A 17355-nucleotide genomic window follows, 5' to 3' on the forward strand; every position below is an offset into this window, starting at 1 on the left:
GAGCTTGCTCCGTCTGTCGTCCCGTTGGTCGTTGTCGTTGTATTACAGTACCTTGGCTTGTCCGGTGTAGATGACGCCGTGCTCCGCGTACAGCGTGATCTCCATGCCGTCGTGCAGCAGCTGCGTCGCGTTCTCGACGCCGATGATGACCGGAATGCCGAGGTTCAGGCCGACGACCGCCGTATGCGACGTGATGCCGCCCGTCTCGGTGATGACGGCCGCCGCTTGCTGAATGGCCGGCATGTACTCTTTGTCCGTCGCCGGGGTGACGAGGATGGCGCCCTCGGTCATCTTGCTGATGGCTTGGTCCGGCGAAGTCGCGACGACGACGCGTCCGGTCGCGCTCTGCGATCCGATGCCCTGTCCCTTGGCGATGAGCTCGCCGATGTTGTGGATCTTGATCAGGTTCGTCGTGCCGGAGCGGCCGACCGGTACGCCCGCCGTGATGATGACGGTGTCGCCCAGGCGAACGATGCCGGAGTGAATCGCGCCTTGGACGGCGATGTCGACCATCTCGTCGATCGTGGAAGCGGACTTGCCGTCCACCGTGATGACGCCCCACACGAGCTGCAGACGGCGGCGGACCTGCTCGACCGGCGTCACGGCGATGATCGGGGACTTCGGACGGTACTTGGACACCATCCGGGCCGTATACCCGCTCTCCGTGGAGGTGACGATCGCCTTGGCGTTCAGGTCGAGCGAAGAGTTGGCGACCGCTTGGCTGATCGCCTCGGTGACGGTCGTCTGCTGGGCTTCGGCCTGCTTCGTGAAGATCTCGCGATAGCGAAGCGCGGACTCGGCGCGCTCGGCGATGCGGGACATCGTCTGAACCGATTCGACCGGGTACTTGCCCGCGGCCGTCTCGCCGGACAGCATGATGGCGTCGGTGCCGTCGAAGATGGCGTTGGCGACGTCGGACGCTTCGGCGCGCGTCGGGCGCGGGTTGCGCTGCATCGAGTCGAGCATCTGGGTCGCCGTGATAACCGGCTTGCCGACGCGGTTGCACTTCTCGATCATTTGCTTTTGCACGAGCGGCACTTCTTCGGCCGGAATCTCGACGCCCAGGTCGCCGCGAGCGACCATCAGGCCGTCGGAGACTTCGAGGATCTCGTCGAGGTTGTCCACGCCTTGCTGGTTCTCGATCTTGGAGATGATCTGGATGTAGCGCGCTTCATGCTTCTCCAGCAGCTCGCGGATCTCGAGCACGTCGCTCGCGCGGCGGACGAACGAGGCGGCGATAAAGTCGACGCCCTGCTCGATGCCGAAGCGGATGTCGTTGGCGTCCTTCTCGGTGATGCCCGGCATGGAGATGGCGACGCCCGGCACGTTGACGCCCTTCTTGCTCTTGATCGGGCCGCTATTGACGATCTGGCACTCGATCTCGGTGCCTTCGACCTTGGTGACCGTCAGGCCGATGAGGCCGTCGTCGATCAGGATCGTGGAGCCGACGTGCACGTCGCCCGGAAGGTCCTTGTAGGTAACCGGGATGCGGTCGCGGTCGCCGAGGATCTCTTCGGTCGTGAGCGTGATGTGCTCGCCGGCCACCAGCTCGATCGGCTCTTCCTTCAGCTTGCCGAGACGAATCTCTGGTCCCTTGGTGTCGAGCAGGATGGCGACGGTTTTGCCGAGCTCTTCGCAGGCTTGGCGGATGTTTTTGATCCGGTTGCCATGCTCTTCGTAGTCGCCGTGGGAAAAGTTCAAACGGGCGACGTTCATGCCGGCGTTGATGAGTTTTTTCGTGTTTTCGAGCGATTCGCTGGATGGGCCGATCGTACAGACGATTTTCGTTTTGCGCATGGTTAAGATAACCTCCATTGGATGTCGGGCGGACGGATCATACCGTATACCACCGATTGTACCCGCCCGGACGCCGGTTCAGACGCCGCGAGCGGCATTGATGCCTTAAAAATCATGCCGAACGCCCGTCCGAGGATCGGAAGGGCGCACGGTCATGCTCATACCAACTCTGGCGCGGCGAACTTGCCCACGCTGCGGAACTTGCGGTACCTGTCCTCCACGAGCGCCTCCGGCGTCATGCCGGACAACTCCTCGAGATGGCGCCAGATCGCCGTCTTGACGGCCTCGGCCGTCTGAACGGGATCCAGATGCGCGCCTCCCTTGGGCTCGGGCACGATCTCTTCGATGATGCCTAAGCCGAGCAGATCCTTGGCCGTGATCTTCATCGCTTCTGCCGCTACATCGGCTTTGGAAGCATCCTTCCAGAGGATCGATGCCGCGCCGTTCGGCGAGATGGCGGAGTAGATCGCGTTCTCCAGCATCAGGACGCGATTGCCGACGCCGAGCGCCAGCGCGCCCCCGCTTCCCCCTTCGCCGATCACGACGCAAATCACGGGAACCTTCAGTAATGCCATTTCCTTGAGATTGCGGGCGATCGCTTCGGACTGCCCTCTCGACTCTGCGGAATCGCCGGGGTAGGCGCCCTTCGTGTCGATGAAAGTGATGATCGGACGCCCGAACTTGTTCGCCTGCTGCATGAAGCGAAGCGCCTTGCGGAAGCCCTCGGGATGCGGACTGCCGAAAAACCGCTGGATGTTGTCCTTCGTGTCTTTGCCCCGCTGATGGCCGACCACCGTCACCGGTACGCCGTTCAGCCTGGCGATGCCGCCGACGATCGCCAGATCGTCTCCGAAAAGCCGGTCGCCGTGAAGCTCGATGAAATCCTCGAAAATCTCGTTGATGTAATCGATCGTCGTCGGCCTGGAATGTACCCGGGCCAGATGCATGATCTGCGCGCCGGACAGGTTGCTGTATATCTCGTCTTCAAGCTTTTTGTAAGCTTCTTCGAGCCGGGCGATCTCCTCGCTGAAGTCGATGTTCTGCTCGACGCCGACTTTTTTGAGATGGTCGATCTTGCGGCGCTGCTCGGACAGCGGGCCTTCGAAGGGGAGCTTATTGTCCATCTGAAGCACCTCCTGCGACATGCATCTCGAGCAGCTTGGTCAAAAAGGCCTTCATGTCCTTGCGGTGCACGACCTTGTCCAGCTGGCCGTGCTTGAGATTGAACTCCGCCGTCTGGAAGTTGTCGGGCAGCTTCTGCCGGATCGTCTGCTCGATGACGATGCGTCCGGCGAAGCCGACGATCGCGCCCGGCTCGGCCAAAATATAATCGCCGAGGCTCGCGAAGCTGGCGGATACGCCGCCGAGCGTCGGATCGGTGAAAACGGAGATGAACAGTCCGCCTTCCTCCTGGAACCTCGCGAGCGCCGCGCTCGTCTTCGCCATCTGCATCAGGCTCAGGATGCTCTCCTGCATGCGGGCGCCGCCCGACGTCGAGAAGAGCAGCAGCGGAAGCTTCTTCGCGGCGGCAAGCTCGATGGCTCGCGTCACCTTTTCGCCGACGACGGATCCCATGCTGCCGCTGAAAAAGTCGAAGCTCATGACGCCGACGACGACCGGGACGCCCCCGATCTCGCCTTCGCCCGTGACGACCGCGTCCTTCAAGCCGGAGCTGGCCTTCTGCTGCTCCAGCTTGGCCTTGTAACCGGGGAATTCAAGCGGATCCTCCGAGGTGAGGTCCGCATCGATCTCAAAAAAACGCCCGTCGTCGAGCGTCATCGCGATGCGCTCCAGGGCGTTGAGGCGCGAATGATGACCGCAGGTGGAGCACACCTTGAGGTTCTTCTCCCATTCCTTGCTGAACTGGATGTTGCCGCACTTGGGGCAGCGGTTCATCAGTCCTTCGGGAATCTCGCGCTTCGGCCGCTCGCTTGCCGCGGGAGCCTGGGAGACGGAAGGTACGGTAGCATATTTCTTCTTCTGGAATAAATCCTTAAACACAGCGACACCTCACAAGGCGCAAAAATGGCGGTCCCGCCGGCGGCGGGCGGTGCTCCGCACGGGATGTCCCGTACGGAGAAAACGCGGCCCGCGCGGACGAAATCCGCAGCTATCAGGCGCGACATGCATAGGACGATCCGACCCGCGAAGGACGGCAATCTGCCGCATGAGTCACATATGCAATATACTGCCGAGCACTTCTTGAACTTCCTGCACTTCACCGGAAGGCACCAATATCTCGTATTGCGGCTTGACCAGATTGATCGCCCGGACCCGGACGAGAAAGCCCTCGCCCTCCAGACGGCTCTGGATCCGCTCCGCAATCTTAGCGGTCGGCGCAATATAAATGACCGTCCACATGACGCGGTACCTCCATAGGTGATCGATTCTACAATAAGGAAATGATAGCATACAAAGATCGGGACTAGCAACCGTGAGCCGCCATGGCTGCTGGGCCGGCGGGCCGCGGCACGGCGCAGCGGGAAGCGGTCCGCCGGACGAAAACGGCTGCGATCTCCGCTTGCGGCGCGGCTTTGGCGAGCATCCGGACGTCCGAAATCCGGGCGTCGGCGGCGCCGAATTAATTTCGCGGCGCGGACGTAACGGGTATCTGGAAGACGTCGCAAGAAGCCCGCACATGACCGCGCCATCGAGCAAAAGTGCACGATAGGCAACCAAAATAAACGAATCGATTGTTCTATCGCGCAAAACTGCGTGATTCAACCTTGAGAATAGGCGATTATCGTCAACTCAACCGCTCTATGATGTATTTTTGCAGGATAGCTTGCAAAAAAGTTCCGCCAGCTAGTGTATCCCGCACTTTTGCAGGATTCGGCCTATTTACCACGTTTTATTTGACCTTCGCCGCGCCCTCGCCCAGCAGTCGCTCGACGGCTGCCGTCAGCGTATCCGACGGCAGCACGCGATAAGAATCGTTCAGCGCCAGCGATTTGCGGTCGCGCTCGTAAAACAAAACCGTCTGCAGCGGCCCTTTGTGCTTGGCGAGCAGCGCCTGAAGATCCTTGAGCACGGACGGCGCCTCGTGCCCGGCGTCGATCCGAACGTAGAAGCGCTGCGAGGCCGCTCCCGCTTCGCCCCCGTTGGCGCGCCCCGCGCCGGCTCGCGCCTTGTCCGGCGACGGCGCCGGCTTGACGACGGACGTCGTCCGGCGCGCGCCCTCCGCGGCGGCCGGCTTCGCTTCGGCCCGGTCCGGGCGGCGGCCGTCGGCGCTGCGCTCGGTCCTGCCGCCGCGATAGCCGCCGGAACCGCCCCTGCGCATGCGGGCGGCTTCGCGCTTCAGCGTGTCCGCCGCCAGCGGCACGATCTCGTCCGCCAGCAGCTTGAAGTCCTCGTCGCCCTGCTGGAGCTTGGCCCGCACGAGCAAGAGCGCGCCTTTTCCCGCGAACGCCGACGCCAACTTCCAGACGGACGGGAACACGACGAGCTCCGCGCCCATGATCCGGTCCTCGAGCTCCAGGAAGGCCATCGCCTGGCCGCTCTTGGCGACGATCGGCTTGAGCGAGACGACCATGCCCGCCGTCAACACCTGCGCGCCGTCCTCCGCCTCCGCCAGGTCCGAGAGCCGATCCAATCCCGCTTCCTCCCACAATCCGTCGAAGACGTCAAGGGGATGACCGGACAAGTACAGTCCCAGCAATTCCCGCTCCAGCTCCAGCGTCTGGGTCTGCGTATAAGGAGCGACCTCCGGCAGGTCCACTTCCCAGTTCGGCGCGTCGCCGAGGTCGAACAGCTCGAGCTGCAGCTCTTCCTTTTCCTTGCGCCAGACGGCCGCGGCCTCGACGGACTCGTCGAGCGCGGCGAGCAGCTGCGCCCGATGGCCGGGCAGGGCGTCGAGCGCGCCGCAGAGCAGCAGCGATTCGAGCACGCGCTTGTTGCAGGCGCGCGGATCGACGCGCCTGCACAGGTCGGACAGGCTGTCGAACGGCCGGTCCGACCGCTCCTTCATGATGCTCTCGATCGCTTGCGTGCCGACGTTCTTGACGGCGGCGAGCCCGAAGCGGATGGCGTTGAACGCGCGCGCGGGATCGCCGGCCGCGTCGCCCCCGTCCCGCGTGGCGTCCGGTTCGATCGCGGCAGCGTCAACCGGATCCGGCTCGCCGGCCACGGCATCCGTAACGGCTGCCGTGCGTACCGGCGTGAAAAGCACGCGGCTCTCGTTCACGTCCGGCGGCAACACGGGAATGCCCATGCGGCGGCATTCGTCGACGTATTCCGCGGTTTTGCGCTGATTGCCGATGATCGAGGTGAGCATGGACGCCATGAACGGAACCGGATAGTGCGCCTTCAGATACGCCGTCTGGAAGGCGAGCACGCCGTAGGCGGCGGCGTGGGCCCGCGGGAATCCGTAGTCCGCGAAGCGCAGGATCATGTCGTAAACCCGATTCGCCTCTTCGTCCGTGTATCCCTGACCCAGGCTGCCCCGCACGAAATGCGCGCGCTGTTCGTCAAGAATCTCCCTTTTCTTTTTGCCGACCGCCCGACGCAGCAGATCCGCTTCGCCCAGCGAGAAGCCCGCCATCCGGGAAGCGATCTGCATGATCTGCTCCTGGTAGACGATGATGCCGTACGTGTCCCGCAGGATCGGTTCGAGATCCGGATGCGGATATTCGGCCGCGACCTCGCCGTGCATCGTCCTGATGAACTGCGGGATGAAGTCCATCGGTCCGGGCCGGTACAGCGCCACGACGGACACGATGTCCTCGAACGTCCTGGGCTTCATGTCGCGCAGCACCCGCCGTATGCCGGCGGACTCCATCTGGAAGACGCCTGTCGTGTCGCCGCGTCCGAGCAGCTCGTACGTCGCAGGATCGTCGTACGGGATATCCTCCCAGCGCAGCGCCTTGCCGGTGGACTCGAGCACGCTCTGCATCGCGCGCTCGATGATCGACAGGTTGCGCAGGCCGAGAAAGTCCATCTTGAGCAGGCCGACGGCCTCGAGATGCTCCATCGAATACTGCGTCAGCGGCACGCCCTCCGTCCCTTCCTGGAGAGGGACGTAATCGGTGAGCGGCTCGGAGGAGATGACGACGCCGGCCGCGTGGGTCGACGCATGGCGGGGCATGCCCTCCGCGCGCCGCGCCATCGCGATCAGGTCCGCGACCGGTCCTCCTTTCTCGATCAGGGCGCGGAAATCGGGGTTGTCCCTTGCGGCCCTATCGATGGACATGCCGGGCATGCCTGGAATGAGCTTGGCGGCCCGGTCCACGTCCCCGTACGGCAGGTTGAGGACGCGGCCCACGTCGCGCACCGCCGCGCGCGCGGCGAGCGTGCCGAACGTGATGATCTGCGCGACGTGGCCGCTGCCGTACTTGGCCGCGACGTAGCGGATGACCTCGTCCCGGCGCTCGTCGCTGAAGTCGACGTCGATATCGGGCATGCTCACGCGCTCCGGGTTCAGGAAGCGCTCGAACAGCAGCTTGTGCTTGAGCGGATCGACGTCGGTGATGCGCAGGCTGTAGGCGACGATGCTGCCCGCCGACGAGCCCCGCCCGGGCCCAACCGCGATGCCTTGCTCGCGCGCGTAGCGGATGAAGTCCCAGACGATGAGGAAGTAATCGCTGAAGCCCATCCGGGCAATGACGTCGAGCTCGTAGCGCAGCCGCGCCTCGGCTTCGGCAGCTACCGTCTCCGCAGAAGTAGCTCCGGCGTCGCCCGAGGCGCCTGCCGGCTCCCCTGCCGATGCGCCTCCCGCCGCGTCCGCCTCGTCCTCCCCGTCCGCGCCCGCCGTCGCCGCTCCGCCATACCGCTCCCGCAGCCCGGCCAGGCACAGCTCCGCCAGATAAGACTCCGCCGTCATCCCTTCCGGGATCGGCGAGAACTTCGGCAGAATATGCGCCCCGAGGTCGATCTCCAGCTCGCAGCGGTCCGCGATCAGCGCCGTGTTGGCCACCGCCTCCGGCCGGTGACGGAACAGGGCGGACATCTCCTCGCCCGTCTTCATGTACAGCTGCGACGTGCCGATCCGGAACCGGTCCTGGTCGTCCACCGTCTTGCCGGTGCCGATGCAGATGAGCACGTCCTGCAGGACGTGGTCCTCCTCGGTCACATAGTGCGAGTCGTTGGTCGCGGCGAGGGGGATGCCCAGCTCGTCCGCCAGCTTCAGCACGCCTGCCGTGATGCGCTTCTGGTCGGTCAGGCCATGGTCCTGAATCTCGAGGAAGTAGTCCTCGCCGAACAGCTCCCGGTACCTCAGCGCCGTCTCCCGCGCCTCGGCGTCGCGCCTCTGAAGCAGATGCTGGGACAGCTCGCTGCTCATGCAGCCGCTGAGGCAGATCAAACCTTCGGCATGCCGGGACAGCGCCTCGAAGTCGATGCGCGGACGGTAATGAAAGCCCTCGAGATGACCGATCGAGCTCAGCTTCATCAGATTGCGGTAGCCTGCGGCGTTCTTGGCGAGCAGCGTCAGATGATAGATCGGCTGGTCGCGGCGCGAGGCCTTCTCCAGCCGGGAGCCGGCGGCGACGTACGCCTCCATCCCGACGATCGGCTTGATCCCCCGCTCGCGGCAGGCCTTATAAAAGGGTATCGCCCCATACATGACTCCGTGGTCGGTGAGCGCCAGCGCCTTCATGCCGAGCTCCGCCGCCCGCGCCGTCATGTCCTTGATGCGCGAAGCCCCGTCCAGCAGACTGAATTCGCTATGGTTATGAAGATGGACGAATCCGCACATCGCCATGCCTCCCCGTGTTCCCGTTTTTGTTCCCATTAATCGAATTGTATCATATCGGCGCGGGCACGTCCCATACATATAAGCATAGGAGGGGATGGACATGAACCGCGTTTACGCGCATGCGGTGCTCGACTTCTGTATCGCCTTCGGCGTGGTGCTCGGCGGAGCGATGCTGGCAGGCATGGCGGCGCTGTTCCTCTGGCGTCCGCCGGCCGAGACGGTGCTCGAGATCGCGAGCCGGATCAAGATCTGGGCGGTCGTCGTCGCAGTGGGCGGCTCGATCGATCCGATCCGCGTCATCGAAGCGAACGTGATGGAGGGGTACCTGTCGCCGGCCGTCCAGCAGATCGGCTATATCGTCTGCGCGTTTCTCGGCGCGCACTTGGCGACGGAGCTGGTGCAGTGGATGTGCAGGAATCCGGGGTGAGACGATGAGAGTGCCCGTTTTTGCGAAGTATGGGCGAGGGATGCAGGCCGCGGCTTTTTTTCTGTGCGGGATGATCGTGGGCGCGGCCGTCTACAGCGCGCTGGTGCTCGATCAGACGAACCGGATCGTCCTGAACAACTACGAGCTCAAAGAGCAGGCGGAGCTGGCCGAGCAGCAGGCGAGGCAAAAAGAAAAGCCGAACGCGGGCGAGACGGTCATCTCGAGCATCGTCCTGTACTTGAACGAGGCGCCCGGGCGGGAGCCGCTCGACGCCGTGGCGGAGAGCGCGCTCAAGGAGAAGCTGATGGCGAGCTTGAAGCGGAGCTTCATGGGGAGGAAAATCTACGATATCGGCTCCGACGCGGCGCTCGCCCGCAGCCTGCTGGACGGCGCCGTCTACCCGGACATCGAAAAGAAGGATTATACCGTGCATATCCGCACGGCGCTGGCGGCGGACGGCCGGCTGACGATATGGGCGGAAGCCGCGCCGCTGCTGAGACGCTGAGCGCCGCCATTCATTCGGCATAGCGAATATGGTACAATGAGGGGCAATTCGCTTATTTTGAAGGAGCTGCCCCCTTTGTCCAATCTCGAAGCGATCCTGTCCTGGATCTTCGGCATCGCCATCCTCGTCACGCTGGTCCTGTCCGTCGGCTTCAGCTTCCGTTCGCGGCGCAGCGCCGATCCGACGCAGCGCGGCCTGATGGCCGCGCGCATGAACATTTGCCTCGGCATCATGCTGATCGCGCTTGCGCTGCTGCAGATGTTCATCTACAGCGGGTCGACGCTCCGCGTCATCGTCGGCGCCGTCTTCCTCGTGCTCGGCATCTTCAACCTGTTCGCCGGCATGCGCAATCATGCCTTCTTCACGAAGCGTCGATCGTCTGCGCGGTGATCATCGCCTTGGCCATGATCTCCCCGTCCGCTAGCGCGGCGGTGACCTCCAGCTTGAGATGGCGCCGGCTCGCCTCGATCAGATGCGGCCGGATCGCGAGCTGCGCGTCGATCGGGATCGTCCGCAGGTAATAGACCGTCATATTCTCGACGATATGCTCGTGCCGGCCAAGGTCTGCCGCGGTCCTGGCGACCGCCTGCTGCATGAGCATCGTCAGCACGCCCTCCGACAGCGTCCCGAGCGCACCTGACATCTGCGGCGTGACGAGGCCCGTGAACGACTGGCGCCCTTCGGCGTCCCGCTCTTCGGCGAAGCCCGCCCACACGAGCGCGTCGAACGTCTCCCCTAGCTGTTCGGGCCGGTTGGCGAACTGCATCGCCCGCAGCAGCTCGGCCCGGCTGACGGCGCCCGCGAGTTTGCGCTGGCGGTCGACGACGGGCAACAGCTCGATGCCCTCGGTAACCATCCGATGCGCCGCCGACGCGATCGGCGTATTCATCGTGACCGTCATCGGCCTGCGCGTCATGAGCTTGTCCACCGATTGGTCCGGCGGACGGCCGACGACGTCCTTGGACGTCACCATGCCGACGACGCGGTTCCACTCGTCGACGACCGGGAAGCGCGAGTAGCCCGTCTCCGCGCTCGTCTTCAGGAAGTCGGCCACGGTCGCGGACTGCTTGAGCGAGCCGACCTTGGCCGTCGGCTCGACGAGGTCGGCGATCATCATGATCTTGCGCTTGATGAGCCGGTCGTACATCGCCCGGTTGATCATCGACGCGACCGTGAACGTATCGTGCTTGCAGGTCAGAATCGGGAGCTGGCGGTCGTCCGCCAGCTCCTTCACGTCCTCGCTCGTCCCGAATCCGCCGGTGACGAGAACGCCGGCCCCGTGCCCGAGCGCGATGCGGTGCGCGCCTTCGCGGTTGCCGACGATGAGCAGGCTGCCCGCATCGATGTAGCCCGTCATCTCGTCCAGCTCCATCGCGCCGATGACGAGCTTGTGCAGCGTCTTGTCGAGCCCCTCGCCGCCGCCCAGCAGGCTGCCCTGCACGATCTCCAGCACCTCGGCGAACGTGAGCTGCTCGGGATGGCTGCGCCGCTTCCGGCCGACCCGGACCGTCCCGATCCGCTCCTTCGTGCTGACGTACCCCGCCAATCCCGCTTCTTTAAGCGCGCGGTAGGCCGTCCCCTCGGACACGTCCCTGTCCTTCGCCATCTGCCGCACCGAGATGCGCGTGCCGATCGGCAGGTCTCTTATGTATTCGAGCAGCTGCTCGTGCTTCGTTAACTCTTCTCCGGCATGATCGTTGCCCGCCATTTCCGACGCCTCTCTTTATCATTCGTATCGAACGCAGTGGGCAAAAACAGGAAAACCATTTAAAGTATAAACATACGCTGCCCTCGCCCTCAATGTAGCATAGCCACCGTCGCCTAGTCGAGCCAAACGCCCAAAGGAGAACTACCGTTTATGCAAGATCTCGTATCCTTCCTCCGGCAAGACCTGCTCATCTCCATCCCGCAGGCCTTTACCCTGCTATGGCTGACGTTTGCCGCGCTCGGCTTGCAGCCAACCCGGCGCTGGCGGCGAATCGCCGTACTTGCGGTCATCAACTCCGTTTATACGGACCTTTTTTTCCATATCGTGCCGATGCCCGTCCATGTGCTGAACTCCGTCGCCATCACGACGATCATGCTGTTCGTGCTGTTCAAGGACGTCGGCGCGAAAAAGAAACTAATGATCCTGCTGCTATCCTACGTCATCAGTTCCCTGAACGACCTGTCCGTATACTTTTTGTACGGGGCCTTATACGGCGCTGCCGACAAGGCTCGCATTCTGGATTCTTTTCCGGCGTTCGCCTCGTGCATGTATCCGGTGCTGCTCGTCCAATGGCTGATCTCGGCGTTCGTCGGCCCCCGGGCAGCCCGCTGGTTCGACAGCTTGCGCGCGGCCGGCGGATACATCCGCCGCAACGGGCTGATTCGCGTGCTCGTATGCCTTTTGCTGCAGCTTTTCGCTGGCAGCGGCGTATTGCTGGGCCGCGCCATCCCCGGGGAGTACGGGCGTTACGCCTTTTTCGACTACCTGTTTTACGCGACGGTGCTGCTCTCATTGCCCACCTTGTATTTCGTCGTCCGGCTCATCGACCGCACGCGAGAGGACACGGTGCTGTCCACGCAGGAGCACTATATCGACCAGATCAGCGGCATGTTCACGTCGATCCGGGGTCAGCGTCACGATTATCTCAATCATATCCAGGTCATGCATACGATGCTGCAGCTCGGCAAGTTCGCCGATCTTAAAGCCTACATGGCGGATGTCGTCAAAGAAACGCATGAGGTCGGCGATATCGTTCAGCACGATATTCCCGCGGTGGGCGCGCTGCTCAAGGCGAAGACGGCCGTCGCGTTGAGCCTCGGGATCGACTTCGTCAGCGACTTCGCCGGTCCCTGGAACCCGCAGTCGCCGCTCAAGATCATCGATATCGTGAAAATCGCGGGCAATCTGATCGACAACGCGTTCGACGAAGTCGTCAAGCTCCCGGCCGGCGAGCGCCGGGTACGCGCGTCCTTCCGGCTGTGCGACGGTTACCTGGATCTCACCGTAGCCAATCCCGGTCCGCCGATCAGCGAAGCGGCGCGGGCGCGTTTGTTCGAGCCCGGATTTTCGACAAAACCGGGCGGGAACCGGGGGTTGGGGCTGCCGATCGTCCAGGAGCGGGTCGCCCATTATGCCGGGACGCTGACCGTCCATTCGGACGAGAAGCGCGGCACCGTTTTCCAGGTCCGGCTGCCGCAAAGAGCCGCTCAGCTGTCCTGAGCGGCTTGGTCCTTGCCATGCGCGAATGACGCATTCCCTTCTCCGTGCGGTTAGAACAGCAGCAGCCAGCATACCGAAAATAGAACGACATACCCGGCGACGGACAGGAGCACCGCCGCGAAGTTGTCCTTGCGCTCTACCTCGTGCAGCTCCAGCGCATGGATGACCAGGAGCAGCAGGCTGAGCAGCAGCAGCCCGCCCGTCAGCGCCAGCGACAGCCTGACCGACAGGAACGCCGCCAGCGCCGATACGAGGTACCCCGCTCCGAACAGGAGCTGCGAGCTCCCTTGATACGTGACGATCTCGATCCAAGATCGCTTGCGACGGCCCAAGCGGTTCCCCACGGCGGACAGGGACGCCGTCGCGGCTAGCAAGGACAGCAGCCCGAGCAGCAGCAGCTTGAGCGCCAGCCCCGGGCTGAAGAGGCGGCTCACGAAGAGGACGGAGAAAAACGACATCGCGTGCTCGATCCGGTTCTGAACCGCCAGCACCCAAACGTAAAATCCGGCGACGGAAGCGGCCGCCCCGATCAAACCGAGCGGCAGGTCTTCGGCGCCGCGCAGCGCGAGCGCTGCCGACGGATTGCGCAGCAGCGCCAGCAACAGCCGCGGGTTCGCGGAAAAACGTTCCCGGCTCATTTTCGACAACCTCCCGACGTTTAAAAACGTTCAACTTAAAACACGCTGCTCCCCTCTTTCGACGCCAACCGCCCGATTCCCTCCATTTATAAGCGCGAGAACAAATGCGCCCGCAACCAAACAAGTCCGAGCGCCATTCGCATCGGCGCGAAGGGATGCTCTTTAAAGCTTCTAAGTCAGAGCGGGACATTATCCGAACACAAGTAACGCTGTCCAACGCCTCTTGGCCGATCCGGACCGCTAACCGAAGAGAAGAAGCGCTGTCCAACGCCTCTTGGCCGATCCCGTCCGCAAGCCGAGACAAGAAGCGCTGTCCAGCGCCTATGGGCCAAATCTGGCCATCCACCGAAAAAAGAGGCTCCATGCGGAGCCTCTTGACTATGCCTCGCCACAACCGGCGCGAAGCTATTAACAGAACAGTCTTTTCATTCGACTCTGCCAAGCTCCGTCCTTCGGACGCGACGGACCAAGCCGGCAGCCGCTTCGCATTAAGCCTGCAGCTGCTTCAATTGATAAAACTCGCCGCCCTTCGCCATCAGCTCGTCGTAGGTGCCGATCTCGGCCACCTGTCCGCGTTTCATGACGACGATGCGGTCGGCGTCGCGGATCGTGGACAGCCGGTGCGCCACGATAAACGTCGTGCGGTTCTGGATCAGCTTCTGCATCGCCTGCTGCACGTAGTACTCGGATTCGTTGTCGAGAGCCGAAGTGGCCTCGTCCAGGAGGATGATCTTCGGATCGCGCACGAGCGCGCGCGCGATGGCGATCCGCTGCCGCTGGCCGCCCGACAGCTTGCCGCCGTGTTCGCCGACCGCGGTGTCGAGGCCCTGCGGCAGCTGCGCGATGACATCCTGCAGATAGGTCATCCGGATAACCTCCTGAAGCCGCTCCTCGCTGACCGTCGGGAGACCGTACGTGATATTCTCGCGAATCGTGCCGGAGAACAATACCGTGCTCTGGTGGACGACCGCGATGCGGGACCGGTAAGCCGTCATGTCGAGCTCGTCCATCGGCACGCCGTCAATCGCGACTTCGCCGAACGTCGGCCTGCTGAAGCCGATGGCCAGGTTAAGCACGGTCGACTTGCCGGCGCCGGAAGCGCCGACGAGCGCGATGCATTCGCCGGCTTTGACCTGCAAATTAAAGCCGTCCAGCACGTGGCGGTCGGAGTTGGGATAGCCGAAGTTCACGTTTCTGAAGTCGAATTCGCCTCTGACTTCCTCGAGTTTGCGGTGGCCGCGATACTCTTCCGTGTCCTTCGACAGTAGAATCTCCGTCACGGAATAGATGGACTCGAAGCCCTTCGCAATGTTCGGATAAATATTGATCAGCTGCGTGATCGCGCCGAGAATCATGGCGAAGTAAGACTGATACAGCACGATGTCGCCGACCGGGATCTCTCCGCGGAACGCCAGCAGCACGGTGAACGCCAGACACAGCACCTGGAACGTCTGGAACGTCACCCAGGCGGCCGAACCGAAGTAGGCTTCCACGATGTCGAGCTTGTACCCTTTGGTGCGCAGCTTGCTCAGCGTACTGTCGATTTTGTTGATCTCCGTTTCCTGCAGGCCATGCGCCCGCGTGACCGGCATCATGCCGACCATTTCCGACACTTGGCCCGACATCGACTCGATCTGCTTGCGGAAGTCGCTGTTCGTGCGCTGTATTTTTTTGCGGAAAAACGTCACCATCGCGACGCCAGCCGGAATCGTCAGCAGGAAGAACAGCATGACCGTCCAGCTCTTCCCCGCCGTGATGACGACCGCCACGACGACGCTGACGATCGCGGGCAGCACCGACAGCATCATCTGCCGCGACAAAAACTCGATCGCTTCGACGTCGCGGAGCACCTTGGACTGCAGCCTGCCCGCGGCCAGCTCGCCGTGCGCGGACATCGACAGCCGCTGCAGCTTGCGGACGAGCGTGCTTCGCAGGCTGGCTTCGACATAGCGGATCGCCTTGCTCATATAGCTGATATGAAGCACTTGCGTCGGAACATTTTGTACGATAACGACGAACAATATGCCGATATTCCACCAAAGCGAACTCGTGCTGTATTTATCCGGCTTGGTCGCCATGTTGATCAAGTTAGCGGTGATGATCGGGAGCACGTAGACCGGCGAGTGCTTGATCAGGAAAAAGAAGGCCGACCAGAACAGCTTGATCCAATGGTCTTTATATAGAAGATACAGGATTCTCGAAGGACGCCGATCCGTCAACGCTTCGTTATCGAATAGATGCTCCAGTCCGTACGAAGTCGGCTCCGACTTCGGGACGGCGGCGGTATTCATCGCGAACACTCCTTTGAACAAGCTGTTAACGCGTGTTCACAGATTGATTAACTTCCTCATTTTCAAGCATTCGGATCAATATGTAAACCTGTCGAATCCAATAAAAAGGGGCCTTCAGCGCGCTTCTGGACGGATCAAGCGGCTTGGCCTCCCTCTAACCCCATGTTTGCGCCCGATTAAGCGAATTTGAAGCGGTTTCTCTCGCATATCGCCAATAAGAGCGCTCAGCCGATGCCGAGCGCCCGCAGCATGAGAAGTAAATTGTTGACGTACAGGGAAGGCGCGAACCGCTCCGTCGCGTAGTTCTTTCCGATCGTTCGAATCCGCTCTCTAAAGGCGGCGTCAAGCAGCAAGGCTTCGCCCAGGTCGGCGGCGATGGAAATACCGTGCTGCGGATACAGCAAGCCGGTCAGGCTATGCTCGATGAACGCCTTCACGCCGTCCGAATCCGCTGCGACGACAGGACAGCGGCACAGCAACGCTTCGCCGACCGCGTAGCCGAATCCTTCGGCAATGGAGGTCGAAGCGAGAAAGCCGCCCGAATCGCCGATGATGGACAAATAATCGGACATGACCAGGTTCGGAACGTTGAAGTGACGAACGATGCGATCCGAGAGTCCGAGCTCGGCGATCTGCGCCGCGAATGCCGCCTCCTCTTCAGGCCGGTTCAGCGTCGGATCCTCGAACATCCACAAGTGCACGTCCCGGCCTCGCCTGACCAGCTCGGCGCCGATTTGCAGATAGGCCCTCCAATTCTTGTTCGGCTCGATCCGGCCGATCCAGCCGATGATCGGATTCGGATGGATCGGGACCGGATGGTACCCGAACCGCTCGGTGTCGAGCAGGTTGTCGAACGAAAATTGGGCGATGTCGCTGAACATGCCTATTAACAGCTCGTGCAAATGAAAGGTGCGCGGGTATAGAATGGCGCTCGCGAAGCTGCGAAGATAAGGCGCGAATCCGAGCAGCGTCTCGCGCGCCTGCTCCTTGGAACCGAGGCCCTGGGTCTCGAAAATGAGCGGACCGGCAAACCCCAGGCTGCGGAAGCGCGCAAGCGTCAGCGCGTCGGTAGACACGAACGCAGCGTCGTAACCGCCGTGGATCAGCAATTGCTTGATTTCCGCGTCGTCGTTCGTAATAAAAGTCGGAACGCCCGTCGTGTTGTTGACGAGTCCCTCGCCCTTCCAAAAATAGAGAAGATGGCAATCGACGCCATGGCGGCGAAGGTACTCCGCTCTTAAGCGGTTCAACGTCTCCATGCCGCCGCTCGGCAAATAGTAGGCGAATAGAAGCCTCAAGCGCACCGGCCTCCCGTCCTGATCGCGTTTGTCATTCTTTCTTAACGTATTCAGGGAGCGGCCTGACCGTATGGACCGGAGCGGGGAAGTTCACGCTTTAGGCACTGAAACGCCATATTACACCGGGTCATTTAATTTTCCGCAAGTTTCGCGCCCATTTTATGCGCCGACCGCACCAGCCAATGGCGCCCCTCATATGATAGATCGACTGTACCCTTCACCCTGCAAGCATCTGAATCCCGGGCAAGGAGGGGTGACATACGTTGAGAAGCAGCGACCACAAGAACAAATTCCTTCTTACCAATCGGGAACGCGAAGTGTTCGAGCTATTGGTACAGGACAAGACGACCCGTGACATTGCCCAACAGCTGTTCATTAGCGAGAAGACGGTTCGAAACCATATTTCGAATGTAGTGTATTTTCAAACACAAAAATACAAAACTCTTCTTACCTAAATTTTGAACGGACTTTTAACTATGTTACTTCCGCCAAGTACCTTG

General features: G+C 62.0%; 14 protein-coding genes. 5 read left to right on the forward strand and 9 right to left on the reverse strand.

The window, feature by feature from the left end; translation table 11 throughout:
• Positions 1-42 precede the first annotated feature (42 nt).
• The 5 genes from pyk to BM235_RS04635 all read right to left on the reverse strand — a co-directional run bounded on the left by pyk (position 43) and on the right by BM235_RS04635 (position 8488).
• Positions 43-1797 (reverse strand): pyruvate kinase, encoded by a 1755-nt coding sequence (gene pyk / locus BM235_RS04615; protein WP_090109926.1) that lies wholly within the window; start codon positions 1795-1797, stop codon positions 43-45.
• A 158-nt stretch (positions 1798-1955) separates the two neighbouring features.
• Positions 1956-2921 carry an acetyl-CoA carboxylase carboxyltransferase subunit alpha gene (locus BM235_RS04620; protein ID WP_090109928.1) on the reverse strand — a complete coding sequence of 322 codons (966 nt, stop codon included), beginning with the start codon at positions 2919-2921 and terminating at the stop codon, positions 1956-1958.
• Entirely contained in the window at positions 2911-3798 is an 888-nt protein-coding gene (gene accD / locus BM235_RS04625; protein WP_090109930.1) for an acetyl-CoA carboxylase, carboxyltransferase subunit beta, read from the reverse strand. The genes BM235_RS04620 and accD overlap by 11 nt, the downstream gene beginning before the upstream one ends.
• 171 nt (positions 3799-3969) lie before the next feature.
• A complete protein-coding gene (locus BM235_RS04630) occupies positions 3970-4158 on the reverse strand; it encodes a glutamate decarboxylase (protein ID WP_090109932.1) in 189 nt (62 codons plus the stop codon).
• Positions 4159-4648: 490 nt separating this feature from the next.
• Positions 4649-8488: a DNA polymerase III subunit alpha gene (locus BM235_RS04635; RefSeq protein ID WP_090109934.1), complete on the reverse strand. Its 3840-nt coding sequence runs from the start codon at positions 8486-8488 to the stop codon at positions 4649-4651.
• Between the two features lie 100 nt (positions 8489-8588).
• On the opposite strand from BM235_RS04635, the gene BM235_RS04640 reads away from it, so the two are divergent.
• From BM235_RS04640 to BM235_RS04650, 3 genes are all read left to right on the forward strand, one after another.
• A complete protein-coding gene (locus BM235_RS04640; RefSeq protein WP_090109936.1) occupies positions 8589-8915 on the forward strand; it encodes a YtrH family sporulation protein in 327 nt (108 codons plus the stop codon).
• A 4-nt stretch (positions 8916-8919) separates the two neighbouring features.
• Complete coding sequence (locus BM235_RS04645) at positions 8920-9420, forward strand: hypothetical protein (RefSeq protein WP_143106628.1); 501 nt, start codon at positions 8920-8922, stop codon at positions 9418-9420.
• Between the two features lie 75 nt (positions 9421-9495).
• Entirely contained in the window at positions 9496-9810 is a 315-nt protein-coding gene (locus tag BM235_RS04650; protein WP_255374056.1) for a YtpI family protein, read from the forward strand.
• Here the strand turns inward: BM235_RS04650 and BM235_RS04655 are convergent.
• Positions 9782-11128 carry a DRTGG domain-containing protein gene (locus BM235_RS04655; protein WP_090109943.1) on the reverse strand — a complete coding sequence of 449 codons (1347 nt, stop codon included), beginning with the start codon at positions 11126-11128 and terminating at the stop codon, positions 9782-9784. The two genes, BM235_RS04650 and BM235_RS04655, sit on opposite strands and share 29 nt — an antisense overlap.
• Before the next feature lie 150 nt (positions 11129-11278).
• Here BM235_RS04655 and BM235_RS04660 point away from each other — a divergent pair, with 150 nt between their 5' ends.
• Positions 11279-12628 carry a sensor histidine kinase gene (locus BM235_RS04660; RefSeq protein ID WP_090109945.1) on the forward strand — a complete coding sequence of 450 codons (1350 nt, stop codon included), beginning with the start codon at positions 11279-11281 and terminating at the stop codon, positions 12626-12628.
• A gap of 50 nt (positions 12629-12678) precedes the next feature.
• Here BM235_RS04660 and BM235_RS04665 read toward each other — a convergent pair whose 3' ends face one another.
• The 3 genes from BM235_RS04665 to BM235_RS04675 form a co-directional block, all read right to left on the reverse strand.
• Entirely contained in the window at positions 12679-13266 is a 588-nt protein-coding gene (locus tag BM235_RS04665; protein ID WP_090109947.1) for a hypothetical protein, read from the reverse strand.
• A 488-nt stretch (positions 13267-13754) separates the two neighbouring features.
• On the reverse strand, positions 13755-15557 hold the full coding sequence (locus BM235_RS04670) for an ABC transporter ATP-binding protein (protein ID WP_090109949.1): 1803 nt from the start codon (positions 15555-15557) through the stop codon (positions 13755-13757).
• Between the two features lie 224 nt (positions 15558-15781).
• Positions 15782-16855 (reverse strand): glycosyltransferase family 4 protein, encoded by a 1074-nt coding sequence (locus BM235_RS04675; RefSeq protein ID WP_090109951.1) that lies wholly within the window; start codon positions 16853-16855, stop codon positions 15782-15784.
• 263 nt (positions 16856-17118) lie between these two features.
• Between BM235_RS04675 and BM235_RS04680 the strand changes: the two genes are divergently transcribed.
• Positions 17119-17310: a helix-turn-helix domain-containing protein gene (locus BM235_RS04680; protein ID WP_090109953.1), complete on the forward strand. Its 192-nt coding sequence runs from the start codon at positions 17119-17121 to the stop codon at positions 17308-17310.
• Positions 17311-17355 lie beyond the last annotated feature (45 nt).

Origin of the sequence: Cohnella sp. OV330, assembly GCF_900112065.1 — a bacterium.
GTDB lineage: Bacteria > Bacillota > Bacilli > Paenibacillales > Paenibacillaceae > Cohnella.

Bases quoted from the DNA above. Each gene is read 5' to 3' on its own strand.
- BM235_RS04655 (WP_090109943.1), bottom strand. From the start codon at position 11,128: ATGGCGGGCAACGATCATGCCGGAGAAGAGTTAACGAAGCACGAGCAG.
- pyk (WP_090109926.1), bottom strand. From the start codon at position 1,797: ATGCGCAAAACGAAAATCGTCTGTACGATCGGCCCATCCAGCGAATCG.
- BM235_RS04630 (WP_090109932.1), bottom strand. From the start codon at position 4,158: ATGTGGACGGTCATTTATATTGCGCCGACCGCTAAGATTGCGGAGCGG.
- BM235_RS04645 (WP_143106628.1), top strand. From the start codon at position 8,920: ATGAGAGTGCCCGTTTTTGCGAAGTATGGGCGAGGGATGCAGGCCGCG.
- BM235_RS04620 (WP_090109928.1), bottom strand. From the start codon at position 2,921: ATGGACAATAAGCTCCCCTTCGAAGGCCCGCTGTCCGAGCAGCGCCGC.
- BM235_RS04640 (WP_090109936.1), top strand. From the start codon at position 8,589: ATGAACCGCGTTTACGCGCATGCGGTGCTCGACTTCTGTATCGCCTTC.
- BM235_RS04670 (WP_090109949.1), bottom strand. From the start codon at position 15,557: ATGAATACCGCCGCCGTCCCGAAGTCGGAGCCGACTTCGTACGGACTG.
- BM235_RS04660 (WP_090109945.1), top strand. From the start codon at position 11,279: ATGCAAGATCTCGTATCCTTCCTCCGGCAAGACCTGCTCATCTCCATC.
- BM235_RS04635 (WP_090109934.1), bottom strand. From the start codon at position 8,488: ATGTGCGGATTCGTCCATCTTCATAACCATAGCGAATTCAGTCTGCTG.
- BM235_RS04665 (WP_090109947.1), bottom strand. From the start codon at position 13,266: ATGAGCCGGGAACGTTTTTCCGCGAACCCGCGGCTGTTGCTGGCGCTG.